This is a genomic window from Bradyrhizobium sp. MOS003 (assembly GCF_003020125.1).
Classification (GTDB): Bacteria; Pseudomonadota; Alphaproteobacteria; order Rhizobiales; family Xanthobacteraceae; genus Bradyrhizobium.
This window is the reverse complement of sequence record NZ_PYFW01000005.1, coordinates 232,621-257,496: the sequence shown is the minus strand read 5'-3', so window position 1 is coordinate 257,496 and position 24,876 is coordinate 232,621. Positions and strand designations below refer to the sequence as shown.

12 protein-coding genes are annotated in these 24,876 nt (G+C 61.4%); 5 read left to right on the top strand and 7 right to left on the bottom strand.

Annotation, left to right across the window (positions count from 1 at the left end; translation table 11 throughout):
• The first annotated feature begins 1,147 nt into the window (after positions 1-1,147).
• Positions 1,148-13,903: a VCBS domain-containing protein gene (locus C7G42_RS23275; protein WP_158537631.1), complete on the top strand. Its 12,756-nt coding sequence runs from the start codon at positions 1,148-1,150 to the stop codon at positions 13,901-13,903.
• Positions 13,904-14,165: 262 nt separating this feature from the next.
• Here the strand turns inward: C7G42_RS23275 and C7G42_RS23270 are convergent, their stop codons facing one another.
• Positions 14,166-14,432, bottom strand: a complete 267-nt coding sequence (locus tag C7G42_RS23270; RefSeq protein WP_106951273.1) for a hypothetical protein — start codon at positions 14,430-14,432, stop codon at positions 14,166-14,168.
• A gap of 561 nt (positions 14,433-14,993) precedes the next feature.
• Here C7G42_RS23270 and C7G42_RS23265 point away from each other — a divergent pair.
• Positions 14,994-15,284 (top strand): hypothetical protein, encoded by a 291-nt coding sequence (locus C7G42_RS23265; protein WP_106951272.1) that lies wholly within the window; start codon positions 14,994-14,996, stop codon positions 15,282-15,284.
• Positions 15,285-15,365: 81 nt separating this feature from the next.
• Here C7G42_RS23265 and C7G42_RS23260 read toward each other — a convergent pair whose 3' ends face one another.
• The 3 genes from C7G42_RS23260 to C7G42_RS34845 all read right to left on the bottom strand — a co-directional run bounded on the left by C7G42_RS23260 (position 15,366) and on the right by C7G42_RS34845 (position 16,674).
• Entirely contained in the window at positions 15,366-16,100 is a 735-nt protein-coding gene (locus C7G42_RS23260; RefSeq protein ID WP_106951271.1) for a metallophosphoesterase family protein, read from the bottom strand.
• Positions 16,101-16,105: 5 nt separating this feature from the next.
• Complete coding sequence (locus tag C7G42_RS34850; RefSeq protein WP_147250276.1) at positions 16,106-16,372, bottom strand: hypothetical protein; 267 nt, start codon at positions 16,370-16,372, stop codon at positions 16,106-16,108.
• 113 nt (positions 16,373-16,485) lie between these two features.
• The gene (locus tag C7G42_RS34845) at positions 16,486-16,674 is read right to left on the bottom strand and encodes a hypothetical protein (RefSeq protein ID WP_147250275.1); all 189 of its coding nucleotides are present in this window, start codon (positions 16,672-16,674) and stop codon (positions 16,486-16,488) included.
• Positions 16,675-16,713: 39 nt separating this feature from the next.
• Between C7G42_RS34845 and C7G42_RS23255 the strand changes: the two genes are divergently transcribed.
• Positions 16,714-18,144 (top strand): undecaprenyl-phosphate glucose phosphotransferase, encoded by a 1,431-nt coding sequence (locus C7G42_RS23255; protein ID WP_106951270.1) that lies wholly within the window; start codon positions 16,714-16,716, stop codon positions 18,142-18,144.
• A 38-nt stretch (positions 18,145-18,182) separates the two neighbouring features.
• Here the strand turns inward: C7G42_RS23255 and C7G42_RS23250 are convergent, their stop codons facing one another.
• The 3 genes from C7G42_RS23250 to C7G42_RS23240 form a co-directional block, all read right to left on the bottom strand.
• Positions 18,183-18,470: a hypothetical protein gene (locus C7G42_RS23250; protein WP_106951269.1), complete on the bottom strand. Its 288-nt coding sequence runs from the start codon at positions 18,468-18,470 to the stop codon at positions 18,183-18,185.
• Between the two features lie 483 nt (positions 18,471-18,953).
• Positions 18,954-21,185 (bottom strand): Wzz/FepE/Etk N-terminal domain-containing protein, encoded by a 2,232-nt coding sequence (locus C7G42_RS23245; RefSeq protein WP_106951268.1) that lies wholly within the window; start codon positions 21,183-21,185, stop codon positions 18,954-18,956.
• Positions 21,186-21,216: 31 nt separating this feature from the next.
• Positions 21,217-21,729, bottom strand: a complete 513-nt coding sequence (locus tag C7G42_RS23240) for a hypothetical protein (protein ID WP_245427885.1) — start codon at positions 21,727-21,729, stop codon at positions 21,217-21,219.
• A gap of 581 nt (positions 21,730-22,310) precedes the next feature.
• On the opposite strand from C7G42_RS23240, the gene C7G42_RS23235 reads away from it, so the two are divergent.
• Positions 22,311-23,531 carry an acyltransferase family protein gene (locus C7G42_RS23235; protein ID WP_245427883.1) on the top strand — a complete coding sequence of 407 codons (1,221 nt, stop codon included), beginning with the start codon at positions 22,311-22,313 and terminating at the stop codon, positions 23,529-23,531.
• Between the two features lie 7 nt (positions 23,532-23,538).
• Complete coding sequence (locus C7G42_RS23230) at positions 23,539-24,876, top strand: hypothetical protein (protein WP_106951267.1); 1,338 nt, start codon at positions 23,539-23,541, stop codon at positions 24,874-24,876.

The following is a 24,876-nucleotide window of genomic DNA, read 5'->3' as shown; positions in this document are numbered from 1 at the left end:
CCGGGGTTCTGATATCGCTCGGAAGAAGCAGGGCCGCTGACGTCCCGACCGCCTTGCAGATGTCGTCCATGATGCCGCGCCAGGCTTCCGGATTCACGGCAGCCTCGCCAAGTCGATTGAGGACCTTCGACAGCTCCTTATTGTCGTTTCCATTGGTTTGCACGAGCGGTCCCCTCCGCTGAGCTCCAGGCGTTCGGCTGCGAGCCGGCGCGCATCCTTTCTTGCCGCATTCCGTGCGGGCACCCCCGCCATGCTTAGGAGGCGGCCCGACGCAAGCCCTTTTGCTTGTTTTTCCCGAGAACGGTGCCCGACCAAAGTCTAGCGGATAATGTCTGCCGAGGCGCTGTCCCCAGCACCGGCATGACGCATTCGGGTCACGCGTCAAGACGTGCGGGGGTTATCCATGGAGGGGGAAAGCCTTCGTCCCGGGAATTGAGAATGACGTTGCTCTGCTCGAGCCTGATGGATTTTGGTGCAGGTTCTCCGCCTGCAGCGTCGATCCGCAGTGAGATCTGGGTGCGGCAGAGTGTCGCAGGCGCCGCAGGGGGACAGGGCGCGCATCGTATCCCGGCGCTATCAGCGGTGGTAGCTCATTTGCTCGGCATCTTGGGCGATCTCCTCGTGCCGGTCGCGACGCAACGGGCGATCGCTTCGTTCCAGCCCTTATTGTGCTGTAGTCTGGGAAAGCTTCGATTCCTCGTATTGCTGAAATCGGGCGCGACCGCCGGTTGGGTGCGCGCGCATTTCAGGCTGCGCTGTCCAGTCCACACCTCTCTTAAGGTTAGCCGCTGTGCTGTCTTGACGCAGTCACGCAACAGTGGAAACAATTTGCAGTTATCAGAAAAGTCTTTTCGACGGTCGGAAATTGCAATTGCGAGAATCCAGGCGATGCCAGGCAACGGAGCAAGGCGTCGAACAATAACAAGACCATTTCATTTCAAACTCACGCCGTTGGGCTGACGGCGAACCCAAGAAATCAAGAAGGTCAAGGGAGGGGGCTCACCATGAGCGACCGCACGATGTCACGCGTCGCGTCCATACCGCGTTCCGCTTTCGACGATTGAATATTGCTCCATGCGCATGACGCAAGCCGTTTCCGCGCGCTCGCGAGCGATGTCTGTTGCCCTATCGAGAAAGATAAATCGCCATGATCATTAACGGCACCAACGCAAACGATCAGATCACCGGCACCAGCGCGTCCGACATCATCAATGCGAAGAATGGCGACGATGCCGTCGGCGCCGGAGCGGGAAATGATCTCGTTCAGGGCGGCAACGGCAACGACACCATCAACGCGGGTGCAGGCAACGACATCGTCGACGCCGGCAATGGCAACGACACGGTGGATGGCGGCACCGGTAACGACATCATCCTCGGCGGGAACGGCAACGATACGCTGCTCGGTGGGGCGGGCAACGACCTGATCTCTGGCGACAATGGCGACGATATCATCGATGGCGGCGCCGGCACCGACCTCGTCAGCGGCGGCAACGGCAACGACATCCTGATCTATCGCGCTTCGGAGAACGTGGGTTCGGTCGATATCTACGACGGCGGCAAAGGCCAGGACACGCTCCGCCTCGTCGTGACGCAAACGATGGCGAACTCGGCTTCGTTCAGGTCGGATCTTGCGGCCATTCAGGCCCTCATCGCGCGCTATGGCAGCGCGGACTATGCGTTCAGGAGCTTCGACCTTGCCGTCGCCTCGATCGAAAAGGTCGAAATCGTCATCGAAGGCTCGACCAATCACGTGCCGGTCGCAGTCGCGGACACCGCCTCCGCCAAGGAGGACGTGACGACCGTTGCCAGCGGTAATCTGCTCGCAAACGACACGGACGCTGATGCCGGTGATAGCCACACCGTGTCCGCCGTGGCGGGAGGCACGGACAACGGCACCACGATCACCGTGGTCGGTACCTACGGAACGCTGGTGGTCACCAAGGCGACCGGCGCCTACACCTACACGCTCAACAATTCCAGCACCGCCGTGCAGGCGCTCGCCGCAGGGCAGCAGGTGACGGAGCAGTTCACCTACACGAATGCCGACAACCATGGTGGAACAGGCTCGTCGACGCTCGCGGTGACCATCACCGGCAACAACGACGCGGCCACGATCACGGTGTCGGGGAGCCAGGACATTTCCGTCACCGAGGCCGGAAGCATCGCCGGCGATCCCAACGCATCGGGCCAGCTTGCGGTGCATGACGCCGACAGCGGACAAGACCATTTCGCGACCCCTGCCTCGCTGGCCGGCACTTATGGCAATTTCACTTTCAACGCGGCGACGGGCGCCTGGACCTACACGCTCGATCCCGTGAAGTCGAACCCGCTCACCGCAGGGCAGCAGGTCACCGACACCCTGACGGTCGTCTCCGCCGACGGCACCGCTACGCGCGATATCGTGGTGAAAATCACGGGTACCAACGACGCAGCCGTGATCGGCAATCTCGGTCAGCATGACGTCACCGAGGACGGCGTCCTGACGGCGTCCGGCACGCTGTCGATCAACGATGTCGATCAGAACCAGAATTCGTTCCAAACCGTTGTCGCTTCGGGGCTCGGCAATCTCGGGTCGCTGACGATCGGCGCCAACGGGGACTACAGCTATTCGGTCGCCAACGGCTCCGTTCAATATCTCGGCCAGGGCGAGACCCGCGACGAGACCTTCACAGTCAAGGCTCTGGACGGCACGACCAAGAACGTGACGTTCACGATCCACGGCGTGAACGATGCGGCGGCCATCGGTGGCCCCACCCAGCATGACATCACTGAGGATGGCCAGCTAACCGCATCCGGCCAGCTATCCATCAGCGATGCCGACCAGAACCAGGCCGCGTTCCAGGCCGGTGAGATCACGGCAGCCGGCAACCTCGGCAAGGTGATGCTGCAGGCCGATGGTCACTACACCTATACCTTCGACAATTCCGCGATCCAGTATCTTGGCGCCAACGACGTCAGGACGGAGACCTTCATGGTTAAGTCCGTCGACGGCACGAGCAAGAGCATCAGCTTCGACATCCACGGCGCGCAGGACGCGCCGATACTGAACGTTCAAAACTCGTCGGGAGCTGCAGACGGCAACATCGTCTTGAATATTGCGGCGACCAAGGTCGACTTGAGCAGCACCTTGTCAGTGAAGATCGAGGGGGTGCCGTCGAGCTTTACGGTCGAGAATGGCGCCGCGATCGGAGACGGCACCTGGCTGGTGACCGGCGGTTCGATTCAGAATGTCGTCTTGATCCCGAATCATGCCGTCGGCAGCCCGGATCCGTTCACGCTGCACGTCACCGCCATCTCCGACGATGGCGTTCATCAGGCAGTGAGCACGGACACGCTCCTGCTGACCGTGGAATCCGGTGCCAACGAGATCAACGCGCTGGATATCGACGGCTATATCGGCGGCGCGACCGTCTTCGCCGACGCCAACAACAACGGAATACTCGACGCCGGCGAGGCGTTCACGACCACGCGGGCGGACGGCAGCTTTACGCTGGCGGGCGGATCCGGCCCCCTCGTGAGCATCGGCGGTGTCGATATCTCGACGGGCTTGCAGGTCGCGGGTGTGCTGCGGGCGCCGGAGGGTTCCACCGTCATCACGCCGCTGACGACGCTGATCGTCGCTTTGGTCGACAGCACGGCAAGCGATGAGCATCCGCTGACGGTGGACCAGGCCATCGGCGCCATTGCGGCCGCGTTCAACGTCAATCTCCTTTCTGATCCCCAGAACCCGATCGACCTTCTCTCGTACGACCCGGTGCCTGCTGCGGTGAGTGGCGATGCGACGGCGACGGCGGTGCTTGCGGCGGCCATCCAGGTCCAAAGCACGGTGGCTCAGGTGTCGGCGGTCGGCGTGGCACCGGATGCGGTCATTTCAGCAATTGCGGGGGCCATCACCGCATCTCAGACCGCTCCCAACACGCCGGCCTTCGATCTGGCCTCTTCGGATACGGTTCAGAGTGTTGTCACGTTGTCCGGAGTCAGCACAGCCGCTGCTGCGACGGTTATCCAGGTCGTTGCTGCCGCGAACGACAGCATCCAGACGGCCACGAACGTCACCGAGCTGGCGCAAGCCGGCCAGGTCGCCCAAGGTGCGGCCGCCGATCAACTGGCGGCGACCGATTTTGCCGATCAGGGTTCCATCGATCGACTGACCGACCGCTTTGTCGACCATCTCGACACCGAGGTCGCGAATGCCGTGCTGACCCCGATCGGGAGCACCTTGTTCGGTTCGCTCGGCGATGACGTGCTCTCCGGCGGAAGCGGCAATGATCTGATCGACGGCCAGGATGGCAACGATCGCATCAGCGGCGGCGACGGCAACGACATCCTGTTCGGCGGCGCCGGCAGGGACTATCTCACCGGCGGTTCCGGCGATGATATCCTTGATGGCGGCCCGGGCTTGGACCGCGCCGACTATACGGACGCGACTGGTGGCGTCACGATCAACCTCGCGCAGGGGACGGCGAGCGGTGCAGGCGTGGGGACCGACACGCTCGTCAACATCGAGGCGGCCATCGGCAGCAACTTTGCCGATACGTTCAACGGCGCCGGCTTCACCGGCGACGCTCATGTGCCGGGCAGCCCGGTCGGCTACAACGAGTTCGAAGGCAAAGGCGGCGACGACACCATCATCAGCAACACCAACAGCCAGGGAGCCGAGCTGACGCGCGTCTCCTATGTCAGCGCCACCGGGGCGGTGACGGTCGATCTCGCAGCCGGCTATGCGCAGGGTGATACGTCGGTGGGCCATGACACGCTCGTTGGCTCCGGCTTCAACGGCGTCTGGGGCTCCGCCTACAACGATACGATTCTGGGCAGCAACAATCCGATGTTCACCGCGGAGGTCTATTCGGGCTTCGCGGGCAACGACTACATCGACGGCCGCGGTGGCTTTGACCGCGTGGACTACAACGTCGATCCGAACACCACGACGGGTATTACGGTCAATCTCGCCGCGGGATCAGTGACCGGCGATGCGACCATCGGAACCGATACGTTGCGCGGGATCGAGGCGATCCGCGGCACCAATTTCGTCGACACCTACAATGCCACCGGCTTCGGCTCGGGCAGCATCAATGCCGGTTCGAACGGGACGTTCAACGAGTTCACCGGCAACGGTGGCGACGACCTCATCACCGGCAACGGCTTCACGCGGCTCGGTTTCAATAATGCCACCGGCGGCGTCAACGTCGACTTCGTCACCGGCATCGCCACCGGCGATTCATCGGTCGGCACCGATCAATTCACGGGCGTCAACGCCGTCCAGGCATCGATGTTCGACGACACGCTGCTGGGCGGTGCGACCAACGACACCTTTACCGGCCTTGCCGGCAACGACTATATCGACGGCCGCGGTGGCTTCGACATCGCCTCCTACAACAACATCTTCTTCACCACCGGAAGCATCACCGTCGACATGGCGGCGGGTATCGTCACCGGTGATGTGTCGAACGGCACGGATACGCTTCGTTCGATCGAGGGCATCCAGGGCACCAACTTCAGCGATACCTACGTTGCGACCGGCTATGGTGTGAGCGGGGCCAACAGCGGCAACAATGGCACCTTCAATCAGTTCGAAGGGGTCGGTGGTGACGACGTAATCACCGGTAACGGAAACACGCGCCTCATTTTCGCCAATGCGACCGGTGGGGTGACGATCAATCTCGCGGCCGGCACGGCCAGCGGCGACGGCTCGACCGGTCACGACACGTTCAGCGGCGTCAACAGTGCGCTCGGCAGCAATTCTGCGGACGTTTACGACGCAACGGGTTTCATCGGCATCAACGCGAACTTCAACTCATTCCAGGGCAATGCCGGCAATGACATCATCTCCGGCAACGAAAATACGCAGATCCAGTATGGCAACGCGACCGGCGGCGTGAGCGTCAATCTCACTGCGGGTACGGCCGATGGCGACGGCTCGGTCGGTCACGACACCATCACCGGCGGCGTGTTCAACGTCCTCGGGTCCAACTTCAATGATACCATCGTCGGCAGCGCGAGCAATGATGGCCTCTCCGGCAGCAACGGCAACGACATCCTGGACGGTCTTGCCGGCAACGACTTCCTGAACGGCGGCGTTGGCGCGGACACCTTCGTCTATGCAACCGGCGGCGGCTTCGACTTCATCCAGGATTTCGTCCACAGCCAGGGCGACAAAATCGACCTCACCGGGGTCTTCGGCATCTATAGCCTAGCGGATGTGGTCTCGCATGCGGTGCAGATCGGCCCCAACACGGTCATCACCTTCAGTTCCAGTGAGAGTTTCACGCTCCAGAACGTCAATCTAGGCAGCCTTGTCGCAAGCGATTTCGTGTTCGGTACGCCAGCGGCGCCGATCGTCGGCGACGCCAACGCCAACAATCTCGTCGGCACCGCAAATGCGGAGTTCATCAGCGGCCTCGGCGGCAACGACCGCCTTCAAGGTCTCGGCGGCAGCGACTACCTCCACGGCGGGCTCGGCTTTGATCGCGCCGTCTATAGCGACGCGACCGGCGGCGTTTCCATCAACCTGACGGCGGGCACGGCATCGGGACCGGGCGTCGGGACGGAGGCGCTCGTGAGCATCGAGGGCGCGGTCGGCAGCAACTTTGCCGACACTTTCAATGCTACCGGATTCGTCGGTGACAGCGGCATCCCAGGCGCTGCGGTCGGCCTGAACGAATTCGAGGGCGGCGCCGGCAACGACGTCATTACCGGCTCGGCTAACGCCTCCGCGCAGATACTGACCCGCATCTCCTATGTCAGCGCCACCTCGGGCGTGACGGTGGATCTGGCTGCAGGAACCGCGGACGGCGACGCGTCGGTCGGTCACGACACCTTCACCAACGTGAACGCCATCGTCGGCTCGACCCACGACGATACCTTGTTCGGCACCAACAACCCGAACGGCACTTACGAGCAGTTCGACGCGCGGGCCGGCAACGATTTCATCGATGGCCGCGGCGGCTATGACTTTGCCTCCTACAACCAGGATTCGACCACGACGTCCGGAATCACGGTCGATCTCGCGGCGGGCACGGTCGCGGGAGACGCCTCGGTCGGAACCGACACCCTGCGTTCCATCGAAGGCGTACGCGGTACAGCCTTTAGCGACACCTACAACGCGACAGCTTTCAATTCTGGAAGCACCAACGCGGGCTCGCTCGGAACCTTCAACAATTTTGAAGGCATGGGCGGCAACGATCATATCATCGGCAACGGTGGCACGCGGCTGCAGTTCAGCCAGGCGCTCGACGGCGTCACCGTCGACATTGCTGCGGGCACGTCACACGGTACGGCTGCCGGAGACGTCGCGCAGGTGGGCACCGACGACTTCACCGGCGTAAACGCGGTGATGGGCTCGCTGTTTGCCGATACCATCTCGGGCAGCTCCGCCAATGAGGTATTCCAGGGCCTCGCCGGCAACGACACGATCGACGGCCGAGGCGGCTTCGACGTCGCTCAGTACAGCAACCTGACCTACACCACCGGCGGCGTCAGCGTGAACATGGCGAGTGGCACAGTCACGGGCGACGCCTCCAGCGGCACGGATACACTGCAGTCGGTCGAAGGCATCCAGGGGACGATCTTCGCCGATACCTATGATGCGACCGGCTACGGTCAGGGCGGCGCGCTCAATGTCGGCTCGTTCGGCAATTTCAACCAGTTCGAGGGCCTGGGCGGTGATGACCAGATCACCGGCAATAGCAACACGCGGCTGCTCTACACGAATGCCACCAGCGGCGTCACCGTCAGCCTGAACGCCGGCTCGGTTACCGGGGACGGGTCGGTCGGTCACGACAGCTTTACGGGCGTCAACAGCATCTATGGCAGCAATTTTGCCGACACTTACGATGCGACGGGCTTCATCGGTTTCAATTCCGTCCAGGGCCAGGGCGGCAACGATCTCATAACCGGTAATGGCAGCACGCAGATACTGTTCGCGAACGCGACCGGTGGCGTTGTAGTCGATCTCGCCAGCGGCACCGTCAGTGGAGATGCCTCGGTTGGACATGACACCATCACCGGTGGCGTGAACAGCGTGTCCGGATCGGGCTTCAACGATACGCTGAAGGGGGCCAGCGGCGCCGACAATCTGCTCGGCAACGGCGGCGCCGACACCTTCGTGTATGTGACCGGCGGCGGCGCCGATTTCATCGGTGACTTCTCGCATGGGCAGGCCGACAAGATCGACCTGTCGGGTGCCGGCATCTACAACCTCGCCGACGTGCAGGCGATCGCCTCGCAGCAGGGATCGAACACGTTCATCAATTTCGGCAACGGCGACAGCCTGACGCTGCAGAACGTCAATTTGACGAGCCTCACGGCTGCGGATTTCATCTTCGCGCCTGGCGTTCACCTGATCGGCGACGCCAACCCGAACACGCTGGCGGGCACGGTCTATGTCGACAATCTGAGCGGTCTTGGCGGCAATGACGTCCTGCAGGGGCTTGGCGGCAACGATCAGCTCGATGGTGGCCAGGGCTTCGATCGCGCCGATTACGGCGATGCAACGGGAGGCATCACGGCCAATCTTGCGGCCGGCTCGGTGACCGGCGCTGGCGTCGGAACGGACGTACTGACGAATGTCGAAGGCATCCTCGGCAGCGATTATGCCGACACGTTTAATGCGGGCGGGTTTATCGGCTCGACCGGTTTGCCCGGTGTCGCCACCGGGCAGAGCGAGTTTGAAGGGCGCGGCGGCAACGACATCGTCGTCGGCGATATCAATGCCTTGGGTCAGATCGTGACCCGGTTGTCGTATCTGGGAGCCACCAGCGCGGTCACTGTCGACATCGGGGCCGGGACCGCGGACGGCGATGCCTCCGTCGGCCACGACACCTTCTCCAACGTCTCGACCGTCTGGGGCTCGGCCTCCAACGACACGTTCTACGGTAGCGACAATGCGGCCTTCACCTACGAGACCTACGAGGGACGCGGCGGTGACGACTATATCGACGGCCGCGGCGGCTACGACCAGGTCACCTACAATTCGGACACGACGACCACCTCGGGCATCTATGTTCACCTCGCCGCAGGCACCGTGAACGGCGATGCGACGGTCGGCACCGACACGATCCGCAACGTCGAGGCTGCCCGCGGCACCAATTTCGACGACACGTTCGACGCGACCGGATTCGGTCAGGCCGGAGCGAGCAATGTCGGATCCTCCGGCGCCTTCAACGACTTCGCCGGCGCCGGCGGGGACGACACCATCATCGGCAACGGCTCGACCCGCCTGAACTACCAGATCGCGGCCTCGAGCGTCAGCGTCGACCTCGAGACCAGCGCCGTCGGAACGACGAACGCGGTCACGGTTGCCGGCAGCGCCTCGGGTGCGACCGAGGGCACCGATACCTTCACCGGCGTCAATGCGGTGCAGGGATCGACCTTCTCCGACACGCTGTTCGGCAGCAGCTTCAACAACAACTTCACCGGTCTTGGCGGCAACGACGACATCGACGGCCGCGGCGGCTTCGACACGGCGATCTACAACAGCATTAGCACGGTCACGGGCGGCGTCACCGTCGACATGGCGGCGGGCACCGCGACCGGCGATGCATCGATCGGCACGGACACGCTGCGCTCGATCGAGGGCATTCAGGGCACGGGCTACGTCGACACCTATCTGGCGACCGGCTTCAACGGCAGCAGCGCCAATGCCGGCTCGTTCGGTACTTTCAACCAGTTCGAGGGCCTCGGCGGCGATGATGCCATCACCGGCAACGGCAACACCCGACTGCTCTACATCAACGCCACCGGCGCCGTCACCGTCAGCCTGAACGCCGGCTCGGTCACGGGCGATGTCTCGGTCGGGCATGACACCTTCACGGGCGTCAACAGCGTCTACGGCAGCAATTTTGCCGACACTTACGATGCGACGGGCTTCGTCGGGTTCAACTCCTTCCAGGGCCAGGGCGGCAACGATCTCATCAACGGCAATGGCAGCACGCAGCTGTTGTTTGCGAACGCGACTGGCGGTGTTGTTGTCGATCTCGCCAGCGGCACCGTCAGTGGAGACGGCTCAGTCGGGCACGACACCATCACGGGCGGCGTGAACGGCGTGTCCGGGTCGAACTTCACCGATACGCTGAAGGGTGGCAGCGGCGGCGATAATCTGGTTGGCAATGGCGGCGCCGACACTTTCGTTTATGTGAGCGGCGGCGGGGCCGATTTCATCGGCGACTTCTCGCATGCGCAGGGCGACAAGATCGACCTTTCGGGCGTCGGCATCTACAACCTCGCCGATGTCCAGGCGATCGCCTCGCAGCAGGGATCGAACACGTTCATCAATTTCGGCAATGGCGATAGCCTGACGCTGCAGAATGTCAATCTGGCGAGCCTCACGGCTGCGGACTTCATCTTCGCGCCTGGCGTTCACCTGATCGGCGACGCCAATCCGAACACGCTGGTCGGCACGGTCTATGCTGACAATTTGAGTGGCCTCGGTGGCAACGATCGCCTGAAGGGTCTCGACGGCGATGATTTGCTCGATGGCGGCCTCGGCTTCGACCGCGCCGATTATGTCGCGGCAACCGGAGGCATTACCGCAAATCTCGCGGCAGGCTCCGTGACGGGACCAGGCGTCGGCACTGACACGCTGGTGAACGTCGAGGCCATCGTGGGCAGCGACTATGCCGACACGTTCAACGCAACCGGCTTCACCGGCGATACCGGCATTGCCGGCACCAACGCGGGCTTCAACGAGTTCGAAGGGCGCGGCGGGAACGACAGCATCACGGGCGCGACCAATAGCCTGGGTGCGCTCCTGACGCGCATCTCCTACGCCAGCGCAACGGGCAGCGTGACCGTCGATCTGGCGGCCCATTCGGCGACCGGAGATGGTTCGGTCGGCACCGATACCCTGGTGGGCTCGGGGTTCGGAGGCGTCGTCGGCTCCGGCTTTGCGGACCAACTGCTGGGCAGCACCAATGGTCCGGGGACCGTGGAAATCTTCGAAGGCCGCGCCGGCGACGACTTCATCGACGGCCGGGCCGGCTTCGACCGGGCGGACTACGCGCTCGACCCGGCCGCAGTGGGCGGGATCAACGTTCAGCTGGCCTCGGGAACCGTGACAGGCGATGCCGCAACGGTCGGTACCGACACGCTGCGGTCGGTCGAATCCGTGCGCGGCTCGAACGCCGCGGATGTCTTCAACGCCAATGGATTCAGCGGATCCAGCCAAAATGCCGGGTCCAACGGGACCTTCAACGAATTCATCGGCATGGGAGGTAACGACAGCATCACCGGCAACGGAAACACGCGCGTTGCCTTCACCAACGCAACCGGCGGGGTGAACGTCGATCTGCTGGCAGGTACTGCGAGTGGCGACGCCTCCACGGGCAACGATACCTTCAGCGGCGTCAACGCCGTGATGGGATCGATGTTCAACGACACCATCCGGGGTAGCAACATTACAACGACAACGGAGACGTTCACCGGCTTTGCCGGCGACGATTTCATCGACGGCCGCGGCGGGTTCGACATCGCCAGCTACAACAACCTCTACTTCTCGACCGGTCCTGTTACCATCGACTTCACGGCGGGCACCGCGACCGGCGACGCCTCGATCGGCAACGATACGCTCCGCGGGATCGAGGGGGCCCAGGGCACCAACTTCAACGATGTCTTCACGGCCACGAATTTCGGCGCCGTCGGTTTCCAGAACACCACGATCAACAACGTCGGCAACAACGGCAATTTCAACCAGTTCGAGGGTCTGGCCGGCAACGATACGATCACCGGCAACGGTAACACCCGCATCATCTATTCCAGCGCAACCGATGCGGTGACCGTCAATCTGCAGGCGGGAACTGCAACCGGCGGCGGCTCGATCGGCACCGACACCTATGTGGGCGTCAACAGTGCGACCGGCAGCAACCTGAACGACGTCTACAATGCCACCGGCTTCACCGGTGTCACCTCGGCCGGATCGTTCGGCACCTTCAACCTGTTCGAGGGCCTGCTCGGCAACGACAACATCACCGGTAACGGCAATACCCGGGTTTCCTATTCCCAGGCGAGCGGGGGCGGAGTTTCCGTCGATCTTTCGACGGGAATTGTGAGCGGTGCGGCCGGCGCCGACTTCATCACGGGCGGCGTCAACAGCGTCCAGGGTTCGAACCAGGCCGACCTGCTCGTCGGCGGTTCGAGCAACGAGTTCTTCTTCGGCGGCGGCGCTGGCGACACGATCAATGCCGGCGGCGGCAATGACGGCATCACCGGCCAGGGCGGTGACGATGCGATCGACGGTGGCACCGGCACCGACATGGCGATCTTCTCGGGTGCGCAATCGCAATACGCCATCATGACATCAGGGACGATCCAGGTTCAGGACAGTGTTTCGAACCGCGACGGCACCGACACCCTGAGCAACGTTGAAGTGCTGCAGTTCAGCGACGCCATCCTGTTGCAATCGTCGGGCACGCCGGGAAGCCCGATCGATCTCTCGACGCAGCAATTCTCCAACTCCGCACCCGTGATCGGAACGGCCGGAGACGACTATCTTCGTGTCGGATCGAACATCTTCGGGCATGCGATCAATCTGGGGACGGGGACGGGCGACACCGTCCTGCTCAACGGCACCTTCGGCAACGGCTACACGCTCAATCTCGCCGGCGTCGAGAACGTGACCGGCACCGGCAACGACGAGTTCGTCAATCTCACGGCGAACGCCAACGGACTGGTCGTCGATCTCGGCGGCGGCAACGATCAGGTCAGCCTCGCGGGCGGTGCCAATACGCTCAGCCTGATCGGTGTCGAGAATGTCGGCGGAACCGATTACGGCGCGACGCCCGGTGTCAACGACGTGCTCACCCTGTCGACGACGGTCACGGGCCTGAACATCAGCCTCGGCAACGGCGACAATACGATGTACCTCGCCGCCGGCGCCAACTCGTTCGTGAACATCTACGACGTCAACCACGTCAACGGAACGGCGGGCGACGACACCCTGACCGTCACTGGTTCGATCGCGGCCGCCAACGGCGTCGCGATCGATCTCGGCAACGGCCAGGACACGATCGTCCTCGGCGGAAACTACGCCGCATTCGCCGCGACGGGTGTCGAACACATCAACGGCAATTCTGCCGACAATCAGCTGACCTTGACCAACGACGTCAACGGAACCGCCATCGATATGGGCGGCGGAAGCGACTGGGTGTGGCTCGCCAACGGCGTCAACTCGCTCAGCATCAGTGGCGTCGAAAATCTCAACGGCAGCGACTTTACCGGCAATCTCAATCCGTCGGATGACACGCTGACGCTGCTGAACACGGTGTCCGGCGTGAACGTCAATCTCGGAGAAGGAACGGCCAACGTCCTCAACCTCGCCGCAGGCAGCAATTCGTTCGACAATCTGTGGAACGTGAACCTGCTCAACGGCAGCTCGTCGGACGATGTCCTGACGCTGCAGGGCAGCCCGGCGAACGTGATCGATCTCGGTGACGGCAACGACACCCTGAACATCAACATGAATGTCTTCGACATCACGGTGAAGAACGTCGAGACCATCAACGGCTCCGCGAATTTCGACCGCATCACGATCGGCAACACGGCGGGCAACACCACGATCACCGCCGGGACGGGCGCGGACGAGATCTACGCCAGCGCGGGACACGACAACTTCTGCTTCCTCAGCACCGCGGACTCCGCCGCCGGTGCGGCCGATACCATTCACAATTTCGATGCCGACAATGACAGCTTCACGTTCTCGGGCATCAGCGTCGCCGGCGGTCACATCGAGTACGTGGAGAATGCGGGGTTGCTCGGTGCCAACCAGGCGTCGGCTCACTTGCAGAATTCGGGGCCCGGTAACGACTATCTTCAGATCGATATCGACGGCGACGGGACGAGCGATATGGACGTGAGCCTGCAGAATGCGACCGGCACGCTGCACAACGGCAACTTCCTGTTGAGCTGAGAGGGAACCGCCTTCGGAGCAGGCGTTGGCGGTTCGTCCGTCTGTCTCCGGAGTCGTCGTCCCGGCAGTCCGCCAGGATCTACGACGTGCACGTTGGCGGCTGGATCGCGTCGATCGCTGGCTTTCAATCTGAGTGAAACCGTCGAAGCAATCGGCGCGCGCACCCACGAAAAAACCGCCGTCACCGGGTATCCGTGGATCGGCGGTCTATGCTCGAAGGTGGCTGGCCTCTCAGGGAACTCTTACCCTAACGTTCCCAGGCTCACCGGACGTACCAATAACCCCACCAGCGCTGGGACACCGGACGCGCCTGCGCCTTCATGGCGGCGACTTCATCGACGGAGCGAAGCTGTGGGCCGTAGATCGCGGGCGGATAGACGTCATCCCACAGCACGACCCCGGTTTGCGCGTAGGCCGCCCGCTGATGTGCCGGAGCCAGCGCGAGCTCGGCGGCCGGCGCCACTGAGGCAGTCAAAGCGAGGCCGAGAGCGGGCAGGGCAATGGATCGAATAAGAGCGCGAACGGTCATGTGGATTGAATCCCTCGTAATATGAGATGCGAAATAATGCGACGGGTCCCGAATGGTTGCAAGGGATGGATTGGCCGGTTGGCCCGAAATTTCCCGTTCGTTGGGAAGCGCGCCATGTCCATCCGACGGCAGCAGGTCCGTGGTCGCGAGGGCATCTCTCTATATAACGTGGCCCTAATAGACGGATCTTGATCGCCGCGGCCGATGAAGGGAATGCTTTGCTGCATGCACGTGAGAGGTCAGGCATGAACAATCTTTCGGCGCCCGGACTCGGCAAGAACCATGATGTCGACACACTACTCACTCTTGATGAAGCCGCGACTATCCAGGACTATCCCCATGACTTCTGCATTCCTCTCCGCCTTCATCTTCAGCGCTGGCCTCACCTTGGGATACGCGTTGCGTGCTTGGCGCGTCCAACGAAGCCCTGCGGATTCATCCTTCGCCTCGCGCCGAATCGACGAGCCGACTCCCACCTCGACGTTCGGCCACGCCCGACGCGCCTTTTAGGCAACGCTCGACGAGCCGGCGGATCTCACTGACACGAATGGGCATGACGAGATGAGTGAACCCAAGAACGACGCGCCGCGACGCTACATCGTCGATGGCGCCGGACAACGCGTGCTTGTCGGGCTGACGATCTCGGAGACGGTCGAGTTCGAAGCGCTGGACAATCCGGGCTCCCGCCCTGGCGCCGACTTGCTTGTCGAGGCGCGCCGTGTCCGCCAGGACAGACATCAGGACGGACATGGGAAGCGTTGGCTGGAGCTTTACGTCAAGCACGAGCGAGCCTGGAACGATTGGATGGCCGAAACACGTACGCGGCTGGAACAGCCACGCTTGCTCAACTAGATCCCGCCGAGGTCGATGCCATGCTGGTCGCGAAACGGTTTCGACCGGCCGATGGGCAAGCCGCCGCGACAAGCTGCCACCTCACACCGCGAGCATCCGGCTGCCCTGGATGCTCATCAAGGTGAGGTTGCCGGTCGCATAGGCGCCGGTGTCGATGTTGACGCGGTTCGCCATGAATTCGGCACTGCGGACCGGTGTGTGGCCATGCACGATATACTTGCCGAACTGCTCCTCGCTGCGCAGGAACTCGTCGCGAATCCAGAGCAGATCGCGCTCCGTCTGCTCTGCCAGGGGAATGCCGGGGCGAACGCCGGCGTGGGCGAAGAAGAAGTCTCCACAACTGAAGCTCAGCCGCAGATTGTCGAGGAATTCCAGATGCTCGGTGGGCATCGCCCGGATCAAATCGCGCATGATCGATGCCGGTTCGTCGCGCCTCAAGTCCGGCGGCGCAAGCCCGTAGGACGTCAGCGTCTGGGTCCCGCCGACGGCAATCCAATCCTCGAACAATGAAGGGTCTTCGAACACATTCACCAGAAATGCCTCGTGATTCCCTTTGAGGAAAACCGCGTTGCCCCGGCGGCTTCGTTCGATCAGGACGTCGAGGGTGGAGCGCGTATCCGGGCCGCGATCGATGTAATCGCCCATGAAGACCTCGATCGCGTAGCGCGGCCGGCTGCAGGCAATGTCGGCGTCGATCACGCGCAACATGGGCTGGAGCAGATGCGCGCATCCGTGAATGTCCGAGATCGCATAGATGCGGACTCCCTCCGGCAATTGCGGTTTGGGAAGCGGACGTGGTCGGGCGAGAGATATCATGGTGCTCAATCGATCGGGTGGTCGAAAAATTTCCCCAAGTCGCCGGCACCGGAGAGCTTCCATCTAACACAGACAACATGAGGTCGGTGGAGAGCGTCCTGGTTGTCCGGCTTGATCACGCCAAAAGAAGGGCGGAAGTTTTTGCCCACCTTGTCATACGATCGCGGTGCGAACGGTCGATCCGTAAGAATTGCATTGCTGAAGGCGAGAGCGCGGCAGGAATGCATGCCCCGGGGCGCAATTCCACATCGCACGCCCAGATAGAAAATCATCGGAATTCTCGCAAATGACTCAATTGTGGTTCGCCGAAGGATTGCCTCGCCTGAAAGATGAGCGAGAGGTGCTCACGCAACGGCAAAGCATCGCGGCGGACGTGGAACTTGAGTCAAAATAGGGCAGCGCGTTCGCTCATATGTCGGCACTGTGACGACATTTTCAGCGCGTCGAATTTCGCTTCGCATTTCAACATGGCAACATCATTCGTGCGCCGCAAAAGTTTTGCGTGCAGCGCCACAATGTCGCTGCGATCACGCAACACGTTCGGCGCGGGGAAGTGACGAGTCTTCAGCATCACGATGAGCGTCAGATACTCTCTCGATAGGCAGAGGTTCGAATGGCTGTTGCAACTTACGGTTCTGAAAACGCCCACGCGTTGTCGTCGACGCGAGGTGGCGCTCTTCAGAGGCCATTTCAGATCGTCGTCATTGCTGCTGACTTTCTGCTGATCTTGTTGAGCTATGCCGCCGGGGCTTCGCTGTACGGCGCGGCCGTCGCTTCGCCCACCGACGGCGCTCCAGTGGGAGCGGGATTATTCGTCGGCGTGGTGTTCGTCGCGGTCGCCTATTTCAGGGACGTCTATGCCACGCACAGGCTGCTCAATATCGTCTGGCAGCTTCGAAAGGCAGTGTTGATCTGGCTGACGTCGCTGACGATCCTTGCGGTTGCGGCCTTCTTGCTGAAATCAACCGACAATCTGTCCCGCGGCACCGTCATCGTGTTCGCCGTGATCGGCGGACTTGGCTTGGTCAGCCTCCGCTTCGTCTGGCAGGCGGTGTTCGGTACGAGCTTCGCGAGAAGCCGGCTGGTCGATCGCAAGGTGATCCTGCTCAGCCTCAAGCCGCTCGACTTCACCTCCAGCCGCTTCAAGGACCTGCGGAGAAACGGCTTCGACGTGATGCGCCATTTCGTGCTTGGCGACGACCGGGATGACGGCCATTGGGAGCGGCAGATTCGCGATGTGATCCGTCAGTCGCGCTCGGCCGATGTCGATGAATACCTGCTTGCGCTCGACTGGAACGAATTGCCGATGCTCCGCAAGCTCGGGCCCTATCTGCGCGCGGTCCCACAGCCGATACGCCTGCTGCCGGACGATCCGATCGCCGATCTGGTGGCTCGTCCCTTCCTGCCGGTTAGTGGAACCGTAGCGGTCGAGATCCAGCGGCCGCCTCTCACCATTCTCGAGCGGTTGCAGAAGCGCTTTCTCGATGTCGGCGTGGCTCTGTTCGCCCTCGTGATCCTGACACCGCTGTTGCTCACCGTTGCCGTGCTGATCAAGCTCGATTCCCCGGGGGCGGTCATATTTCGCCAGTCGCGCCGCGGCTTCAATGGCAGGCCGTTCGAGATCTGGAAGTTCCGCAGCATGACCGTTTGCGAGAACGGCGAAACCATCGCCCAGGCGACCAAGCAGGATGTCCGCGTCACCAAGATCGGGCGCTTCCTTCGCATGACAAGCATCGACGAACTGCCGCAGCTCTGGAACGTGCTGCGCGGGGACATGTCGCTGGTTGGGCCGCGTCCGCACGCGCTGGCCCATGACAATTATTACGATGAACTCATCAGCAAGTACGTCTATCGCCACCACATGAAGCCGGGCCTGACCGGCTGGGCCCAGGTGAACGGCTTCAGGGGAGAAACTCCGACGATCGATCTGATGGAGAAGCGGGTCGAATATGACGTCTGGTACGTCAGCAATTGGAGTATTTGGCTAGATTTGAAGATTATGGTCCGGACAGCGTCCGCCGTGATGTTCCAGGAAGCTTACTAGTCGTTCAACAATTCATCGTTCGGAACCGGATCGAAAGATCAGGTTCCGTCCCTCGACGACCTGCCGAATAGCCGCATGATCGCATCGCGCAAGGCGAGCAACGGCGGCACCAGCACGAAGAAAGCCCCCATTGCAACGGAAACGATGACATGGCGGACCGAGAAGGGTTCGTCCTGCTCGAGTTCCCGTTGGCTCGGGTCGATGGGCGCGGGTGAGAGCGTTGTCGCCATCACCTGCGGACGCGGTTTGCGCGGAGGAACAACGATCAACACAAACAGGATGTTGAGCAGAACCCAAATAGTCAAAATCGTCAGGACAATCAGCATTCCGAGCCCACTGGCGAAGAACTACAAATATGGGTTGAGGTTAACCTCAGGGAACCCAGAAAGAAAGATGCCAAGTTCCAGCGTTTTGAAGCGTCCAGGACCCGGATTGTCCCGTCTTGCCGGTGAAGGTGCCAATTGGCGCACTGTCCTAGCCGACGTCGTCGTCGTCAATCCTTGCTTTTGGCTAGGGCAACTACCGTAGTTTGTGGATTCCGGACGAATACGGGGGCCTCAGCTGTCGCGGTGGGCTCGGCGCAATCTTCGGTCCCGTGCGGGTAGGCGCCCTCGATCTTCAGGCAACAGTTCCGCGAAAACGCAAAAGGCCCGCTGCCAAATGGCCGCGGGCCCGAGGGCGTTCCAGTTCGGCGCGACAGCGCGTCTCCTAGAAGGCGATGCGATCAGGATGAATCATCATCGCGCCTTGGATTGACGTTTGAACATGATCTTTTCGGAAAACCGCTGCGCACATTTCCGTATCATGCGTTAGGCGTGTTCGACATAATAACTGTTGTGGTGCTTGCCCTTGTACGCCTCGATGCGCTTGAGCATCTTCGGGTTAGCGCGGTTGAGCACGGCGCCGAGCAATTTCTTCTGGAGGACTTCCGATCCCGAAATCGATTCCTGAAGAGCGCTTCGTGTCGTCTGCCCCCATTCGATCACGTAGACCATGGCGTCGATCAGGAAGCTGACGGCCTTTGCATCCGCCACCGGCATCACCGGCGCAAGGTCGATCACGATGTACTCATAGTGCTCTTTCAGCACCTTGAGCAGCTCGGCCATCGCCTTCGATCCGACGACGTCGGCTGAATTGACCATGCGGGACGCCACGACGGACGGAAGGAAATCGAGTCCCGTCTCCTTGCTTCGCTGCACGTGGTAGCCCAGGCCGGCTGGATCGCTGAGCGCCTCGACCAGTCCGGTCGTGGCATTCGGCGCGAGCTCGCGCGTGAGCGAGCGCGTATGGAGGTCGCCGTCGATCAAGATCGTGCGATGTCCGGTGAGGGCGATCAATTGTGCGAAGTTGGCCGCCACCGTCGTTTTTCCCTCCTTGGGGAGTGACGATACGATGCCGATCACCTTGATCTCGCGGGTCAGGCGCGCAACATCGATCGACACCTTGATGTTGCGTAAGGTCTCGGCAAACCGCGAGAACGGATGATCGACGACGTAGCGGGACAGGTTGGGGGAACCGGTTTTCGCGGACGTCGACAGCAACGCACCGGACTTGGTCGGTGGTCGAATGTCGGGCAAAACTCCGAGGCACTTCACGCCGAGCTCATCCTCGACCTCTCCGGGCGTCCGCAAGACATCGCTCAGCATCTCACGTCCAAATGCAACGCCAAAGCCAAGGCAGAGGCCGCCCACGAGACCGCCGACCAGCGCCAGGACCGTACGCGGCGAGCTCTTGCGATCCGGCTTGTTGGCGGTGCTGATGAGGCGCGACTCACTGAGCGGAAAGCTCTGGTTCTGCGTCGCGCTTTGCAGCTTCTCGAGGAAGTTGTTGTAGAGATTGCGATAGGTGTCGGCCGCGCTTTCGAGGTCGCGCAGCTTGACGGCGGCCTGGCCGCTATCGCCGGCCTGGGTGACGAGCTCCTTCACGCTTTTCTCGAGGGAGGCCTCCCGGCTCTTTGCGATCTCATAGTCGCTGCGATAGGCATCGCCGATCCGACGCAACTCGTCGGCGATGTTCTTGCGCAGCTCCTCCATCTTGTTGGCCAGATTGACCGCCGCAAGATGCTGCTTGCCATAGCGTCGCGACCAATCCGCATATTGGGCCTGGAGGTCGAGAAATTGGGCGCGCAGGCGGGTGATGACCGAGTTGTTGAGAGCGTCCGTCACGGTTGATTGCGCAACATCCTGGTCGGAAATCGCGTCGATCCGGTCGAGACGAGCCTTGGCCTCGGCCGTCGCCGCCCGCGCTTGAACCAGCTGCGTGTTCAGGTCGGACAATTGCTGCTCCGACATCAGGCCGCGGCTGGTTCCGACGATGTTGTGCTCGGCCTTGAAGGTTTGCACGGCGCGGTCACTGGCGGTTGCCTGCTCGCTCAGCTCGATGCTGCGCTGCTGAAGCCATTCGGTTGCCCGCTTGGTGGACTGATATTTGGCTTCCAGGGCGCCGACGAGGTAGGCATTGGCGATGGCGTTGACGATCTTGGCGGCCTTGTCGGGGCTGCGCGAGCGATAGTTCATCGACAGAACATACGTCGTCAGGACGCGTTCTGTTCTCAGGTTCTTCTGAACCTGCTCGACGACGGCGTGTTCGAGCCGCTCCTGGGACGCCGGTTCGCCGGAGCCAAACAGCGACATGACCTTGCCGAGAACGATGGACAGCAAGCCCGGATTGGAACCATTGAACTCCGAATCGTCCGTCAGCTTCAGGCGACGGACGACCGAGAGAATCAGGTCGTCCGAATTGATGACCTCGACCTGGCTGTCGACGTAGCCGGTATCAATGAGCGCACTGCTGGCGTTGCTGTCCTTATCCAGCACCTGCGCCTGACGCGTATCCATCATAATTCGGGCGTTCGCGGTGTACATCGGCTGCGCCATGACCAGGTAGATCATCACCAAGGCAAGCGAAGCGCCGGTGCACGCCGCGATGATCGGCCATTGCCGGCGCAGGACGTCGGTCACGCGCTCGAAGCTGAGGACGGCCCCGCCGAATTCGATGCCGAATCGGTGTCCCGACTGGAAATGTTCTCTGGGCTGATACATTTTTGAATTCGCGTCCTTTGACGATCGCTGATCAGTTCGGAAGGGGGACGGGCTTGAATGGATTGGCCAGCTTGGTTCTCCACTCGCCTTCGAGCAGTGCTCCGCCGCGGCTCGGCTGCGGCGAGGTCTTGATTTGCGATTGGACCTGGACGCCGGAGCTGTCGTCTCCTGCGCCGGAATAACCGGCCTGCACGTTGAGATCACCGATCCGCTGCACGAAATCCCTGATCTTGCGCGAAGCGTCCGGCTTGGTCGACGTGCAACGTGCTTCGGCAATGCGCAGCGCAGCGCCGATGGACGAGCGATCGGCTGAGGCCGCGGCCGAGATTAGCGTCTGCACCGAAGGCAGCACCGACGGATTTGTGACGACATAGCGCGCGAGCCAATACCGCAACTTCTCCTTGTCATTGCGCAAGCGCTCCAGGAGGGAGGAGGGCGACTTCACAAAGGTGTCGAGTTCGAGTTGCGAGGCGCGGTCCGAGAATTCGACGCACTGCGCGCGGCAAGCACCGGCGCTCGACACGATCAGCACAGAACCAATCAAGACAATCGCTAGCCATCGCGGCTGCGCATGACGACGTGTTAGTCCGCGGCCCATCCGTGTTCCTTGCTTCTGTTGCAATAGGAGAACAGGCGAAACTTGGCAGGTAACTGTGTCATCTTTTTGTGCGACGCAAAAGCCGATGCAGAGCCCTCGACTACCAATGGCCTAGCGCACTGTCTCGCTGGTTGCAAAAGCAAGATCTACAATGCCTGCGAGATCGGCATGTCGCGCTCATGAATGTTGCAACCTGAAAACATACCAGGCACTCACGCATCCGCTCGTCGTAAAATCGACACAAGTCATGACACGCGCTTGTTGTTCCCTGGGACCCGATCGCAACAGTGCCGAATTTCGCGCACACTTTCCGCGCAAATACCGGCCATCATCCCACGTTGATTGGCTCGCGCCCCTAAGCAGGCGCGCCTCGATAAAAGTGGCATGAACTTGACGCTCACATGTCCGAAAAATCTGCAAGCCTTGAAATTATCGTCGGGCGTCATGCATCGAATGCCAGTCCACGATCGCAGAGATTGAACACGCGCGAGACCTGATACACACTGCTGCGATGCAACAACCACGGAATGTTTGATGTGACGGAGTTGGTTCATCGTGAGAAGGCGCATGTCCTGCCGCTCGACAGTATCCGGGGCATCGCCGCAACTTCGGTGGTGATCCACCATCTGCTGCTGATGCCGACATTTCTCGCGGCCTTCCCGCACAACGCCTGGATCGACTGCTCCTTCTTCAGGAGTGCATGGTTGCTGGTCGATCTGTTCTTTGTTCTCAGCGGAATGGTCATGGGGCTGAGCTATATCGAAAACGACTTCACGCGCTTCTCACTGCGCGAATTCTTGATACGGCGCCTGGCGCGAGTCTACCCGCTGCATATCGTCATGCTGCTCGCAAACCTCGTCTTTCGCCTGCTGCGCATCGGCCTGGTCATGGCGGGCGTCGTGGTCGCCGCCCCGACGGTCTTCGAGGTGAACAACGCCTATTCCTTTGTTCTCAACGTCCTGCTGCTGCATTCGATGGGATTCATCGACTATCTCAGTTGGAATGCACCGAGTTGGAGCATCAGTGTCGAGTTCTACACCTATCTGGTGTTTGGCCTGATCGTTCTGCTAGCTCTGCGCATGCGCTCACTGTCGTTGTTTTATGTCCTCTCCGGGCTGCTTGCGGTCGGAAGTCTGGTCTTCATCATCTTCGTGCTCGAAAAGAAGAGCCTCGAGCTTCAGACGGATTTCGGTCTTCTGCGCTGCCTCGTCGGCTTTTTCCTGGGCGTGTTGATGGTGAGGATCGTCGATCGCGTGCCGGCCAAACCGGCCCCAGCCGTACAGAGCGCGTTGCAATTCATCGTCATGATCTCAAGCGTCGCCCTGGTGTCCCTGGCGGAGACCAATCCTGCGGCGACGTTCCTTGCACCAGTCATGTTCGCGATCTTCCTCGGCAGCTTCCTGGCCTTTCCGGATGCGCTGCTGGTGCCGCGGATCCTGGTAGCCAAGCCTCTGGTCTGGCTCGGGCGCCGTTCGTACTCCATCTATATGGTGCACGCGCTCGTGGTGCTGCTGGCTGAATATGCCGTGCGGACCGTGGGGGCGGGGCGAATCGCCGCCCTGGATTCGAGCTGGGCAGGCCTGCCGGCTACGCTAAATCTCGTCGTCTCGCTGGCCGCTGTGCTGGCCGTTTCGCACTTCACCTATCTCTATGTCGAAATTCCCGGCGGCAAGCTCCTGCGAAATGTGTTTGGAAGCTCCCCGGATTTCGCGCCATCCACCGTCCGGTCGGCGCGGCTGAGCAACTGAGCCGGGCATGAGCACCTTCGCGCTGCAACCCCGCCGGATCACGCTGATCAGCCTCAACATCGAGGCGATCGCGCTCGCAGCCTATCTGGTGCGGGACGCCTTCGGTGGTTTGATGCGGTACTACACCAGCATCATGCATCTGGACACGCTTTGGTTCGTGCCAGATGGCATTGCGCTTCTGTGCCTGGTCCAGTTCATCGTGCATTGTATCTTGCGCAATCGCAGTATCCTGGCCGCAGTTGTCTTTGTGCAGATCATGCTGTCGCTGGTGCTCGGCTACTTCATGCTGGGAACGGTCAACGCGGCGATGTCGTCGTTCAAGATGATGCTCCCGGTGTTCGTCGGATTTTGCTTCTGCGACACTAGCCTAGGCTCTTACAAGAAGTTGCTGTCGGTCATCGCCGCGACATTCTACCTCTCGCTGATCGGCGTGCTGCTGACGAAATTCTATCTCATGCCCTGGGTCGGCTACAAATATGAGTCCTTCGGCGCCGTCCGTGAGGCGGGCCGCCTATGGTGGGCCTATGGCGGTGACGATCAGCGTCTCACGGGCTTTGCTGCCGAAAGTACCATGGCGGCCTTCTTTATACTCGTGTCCTTCGCGATTACGTCGATCCGCAAGAGCACGACGTGGTGCCTTCTGTACGGCTCTCTTGCGGTCTACATTATTCGTCTGACGACCAGCAAGACGACCATGATTGTGCTCGTGATCTACTTGATTCTGCTGGTGTTCGTGCGGATGCTGCCGGAGAAGTCGCGCTTTCCCGCGATTCGGACCATTGCGCTGTGGTCGTTTGCCGCCATCCTTGTGCCGTTCTTCATGATCGTGCTTGCCTCCGGTACCGCCGCGGTGCCGCACACAACCCTGTTCAGCATCGTCGACCGCATCAACAACAGCTGGCAACTACCGTTCGTCTACCTGAACCAGCTCATGCCCATTGGTCTCGTAACCGGTTGCGGCGTTGGCTGCTTCAACTATCCGCAAAAGCTGTTCTCGCCGCTTGCGCATTTCTGGGTTCCCGTCGACAATTTCTACATCGGCACGTACCTGATGTTCGGTCTGCCGTTCGTCGCATTCGTGGTGATGGTGTTCCGGGCGACGTTCGCAGCGACCGACGTCTACAAGCTGACGCTGATCTTCGTCGTCAACCTGTTCACGATTACAGTTCTGAACTACGGTCCGGCGTCCGGCCTGCTCATCATTGCGTTGAGCTTCAGCGAAGTGTTCTCGCGGCGCGCGACCTTCGCGCGGGCAGGTGACGCCGTGCCAATCATCATGCGGCCACCGATGCCGCCATTGGACGTTTTCCGCCCGGATATACCGGCGGCGAGCGGAAGCAGGTGA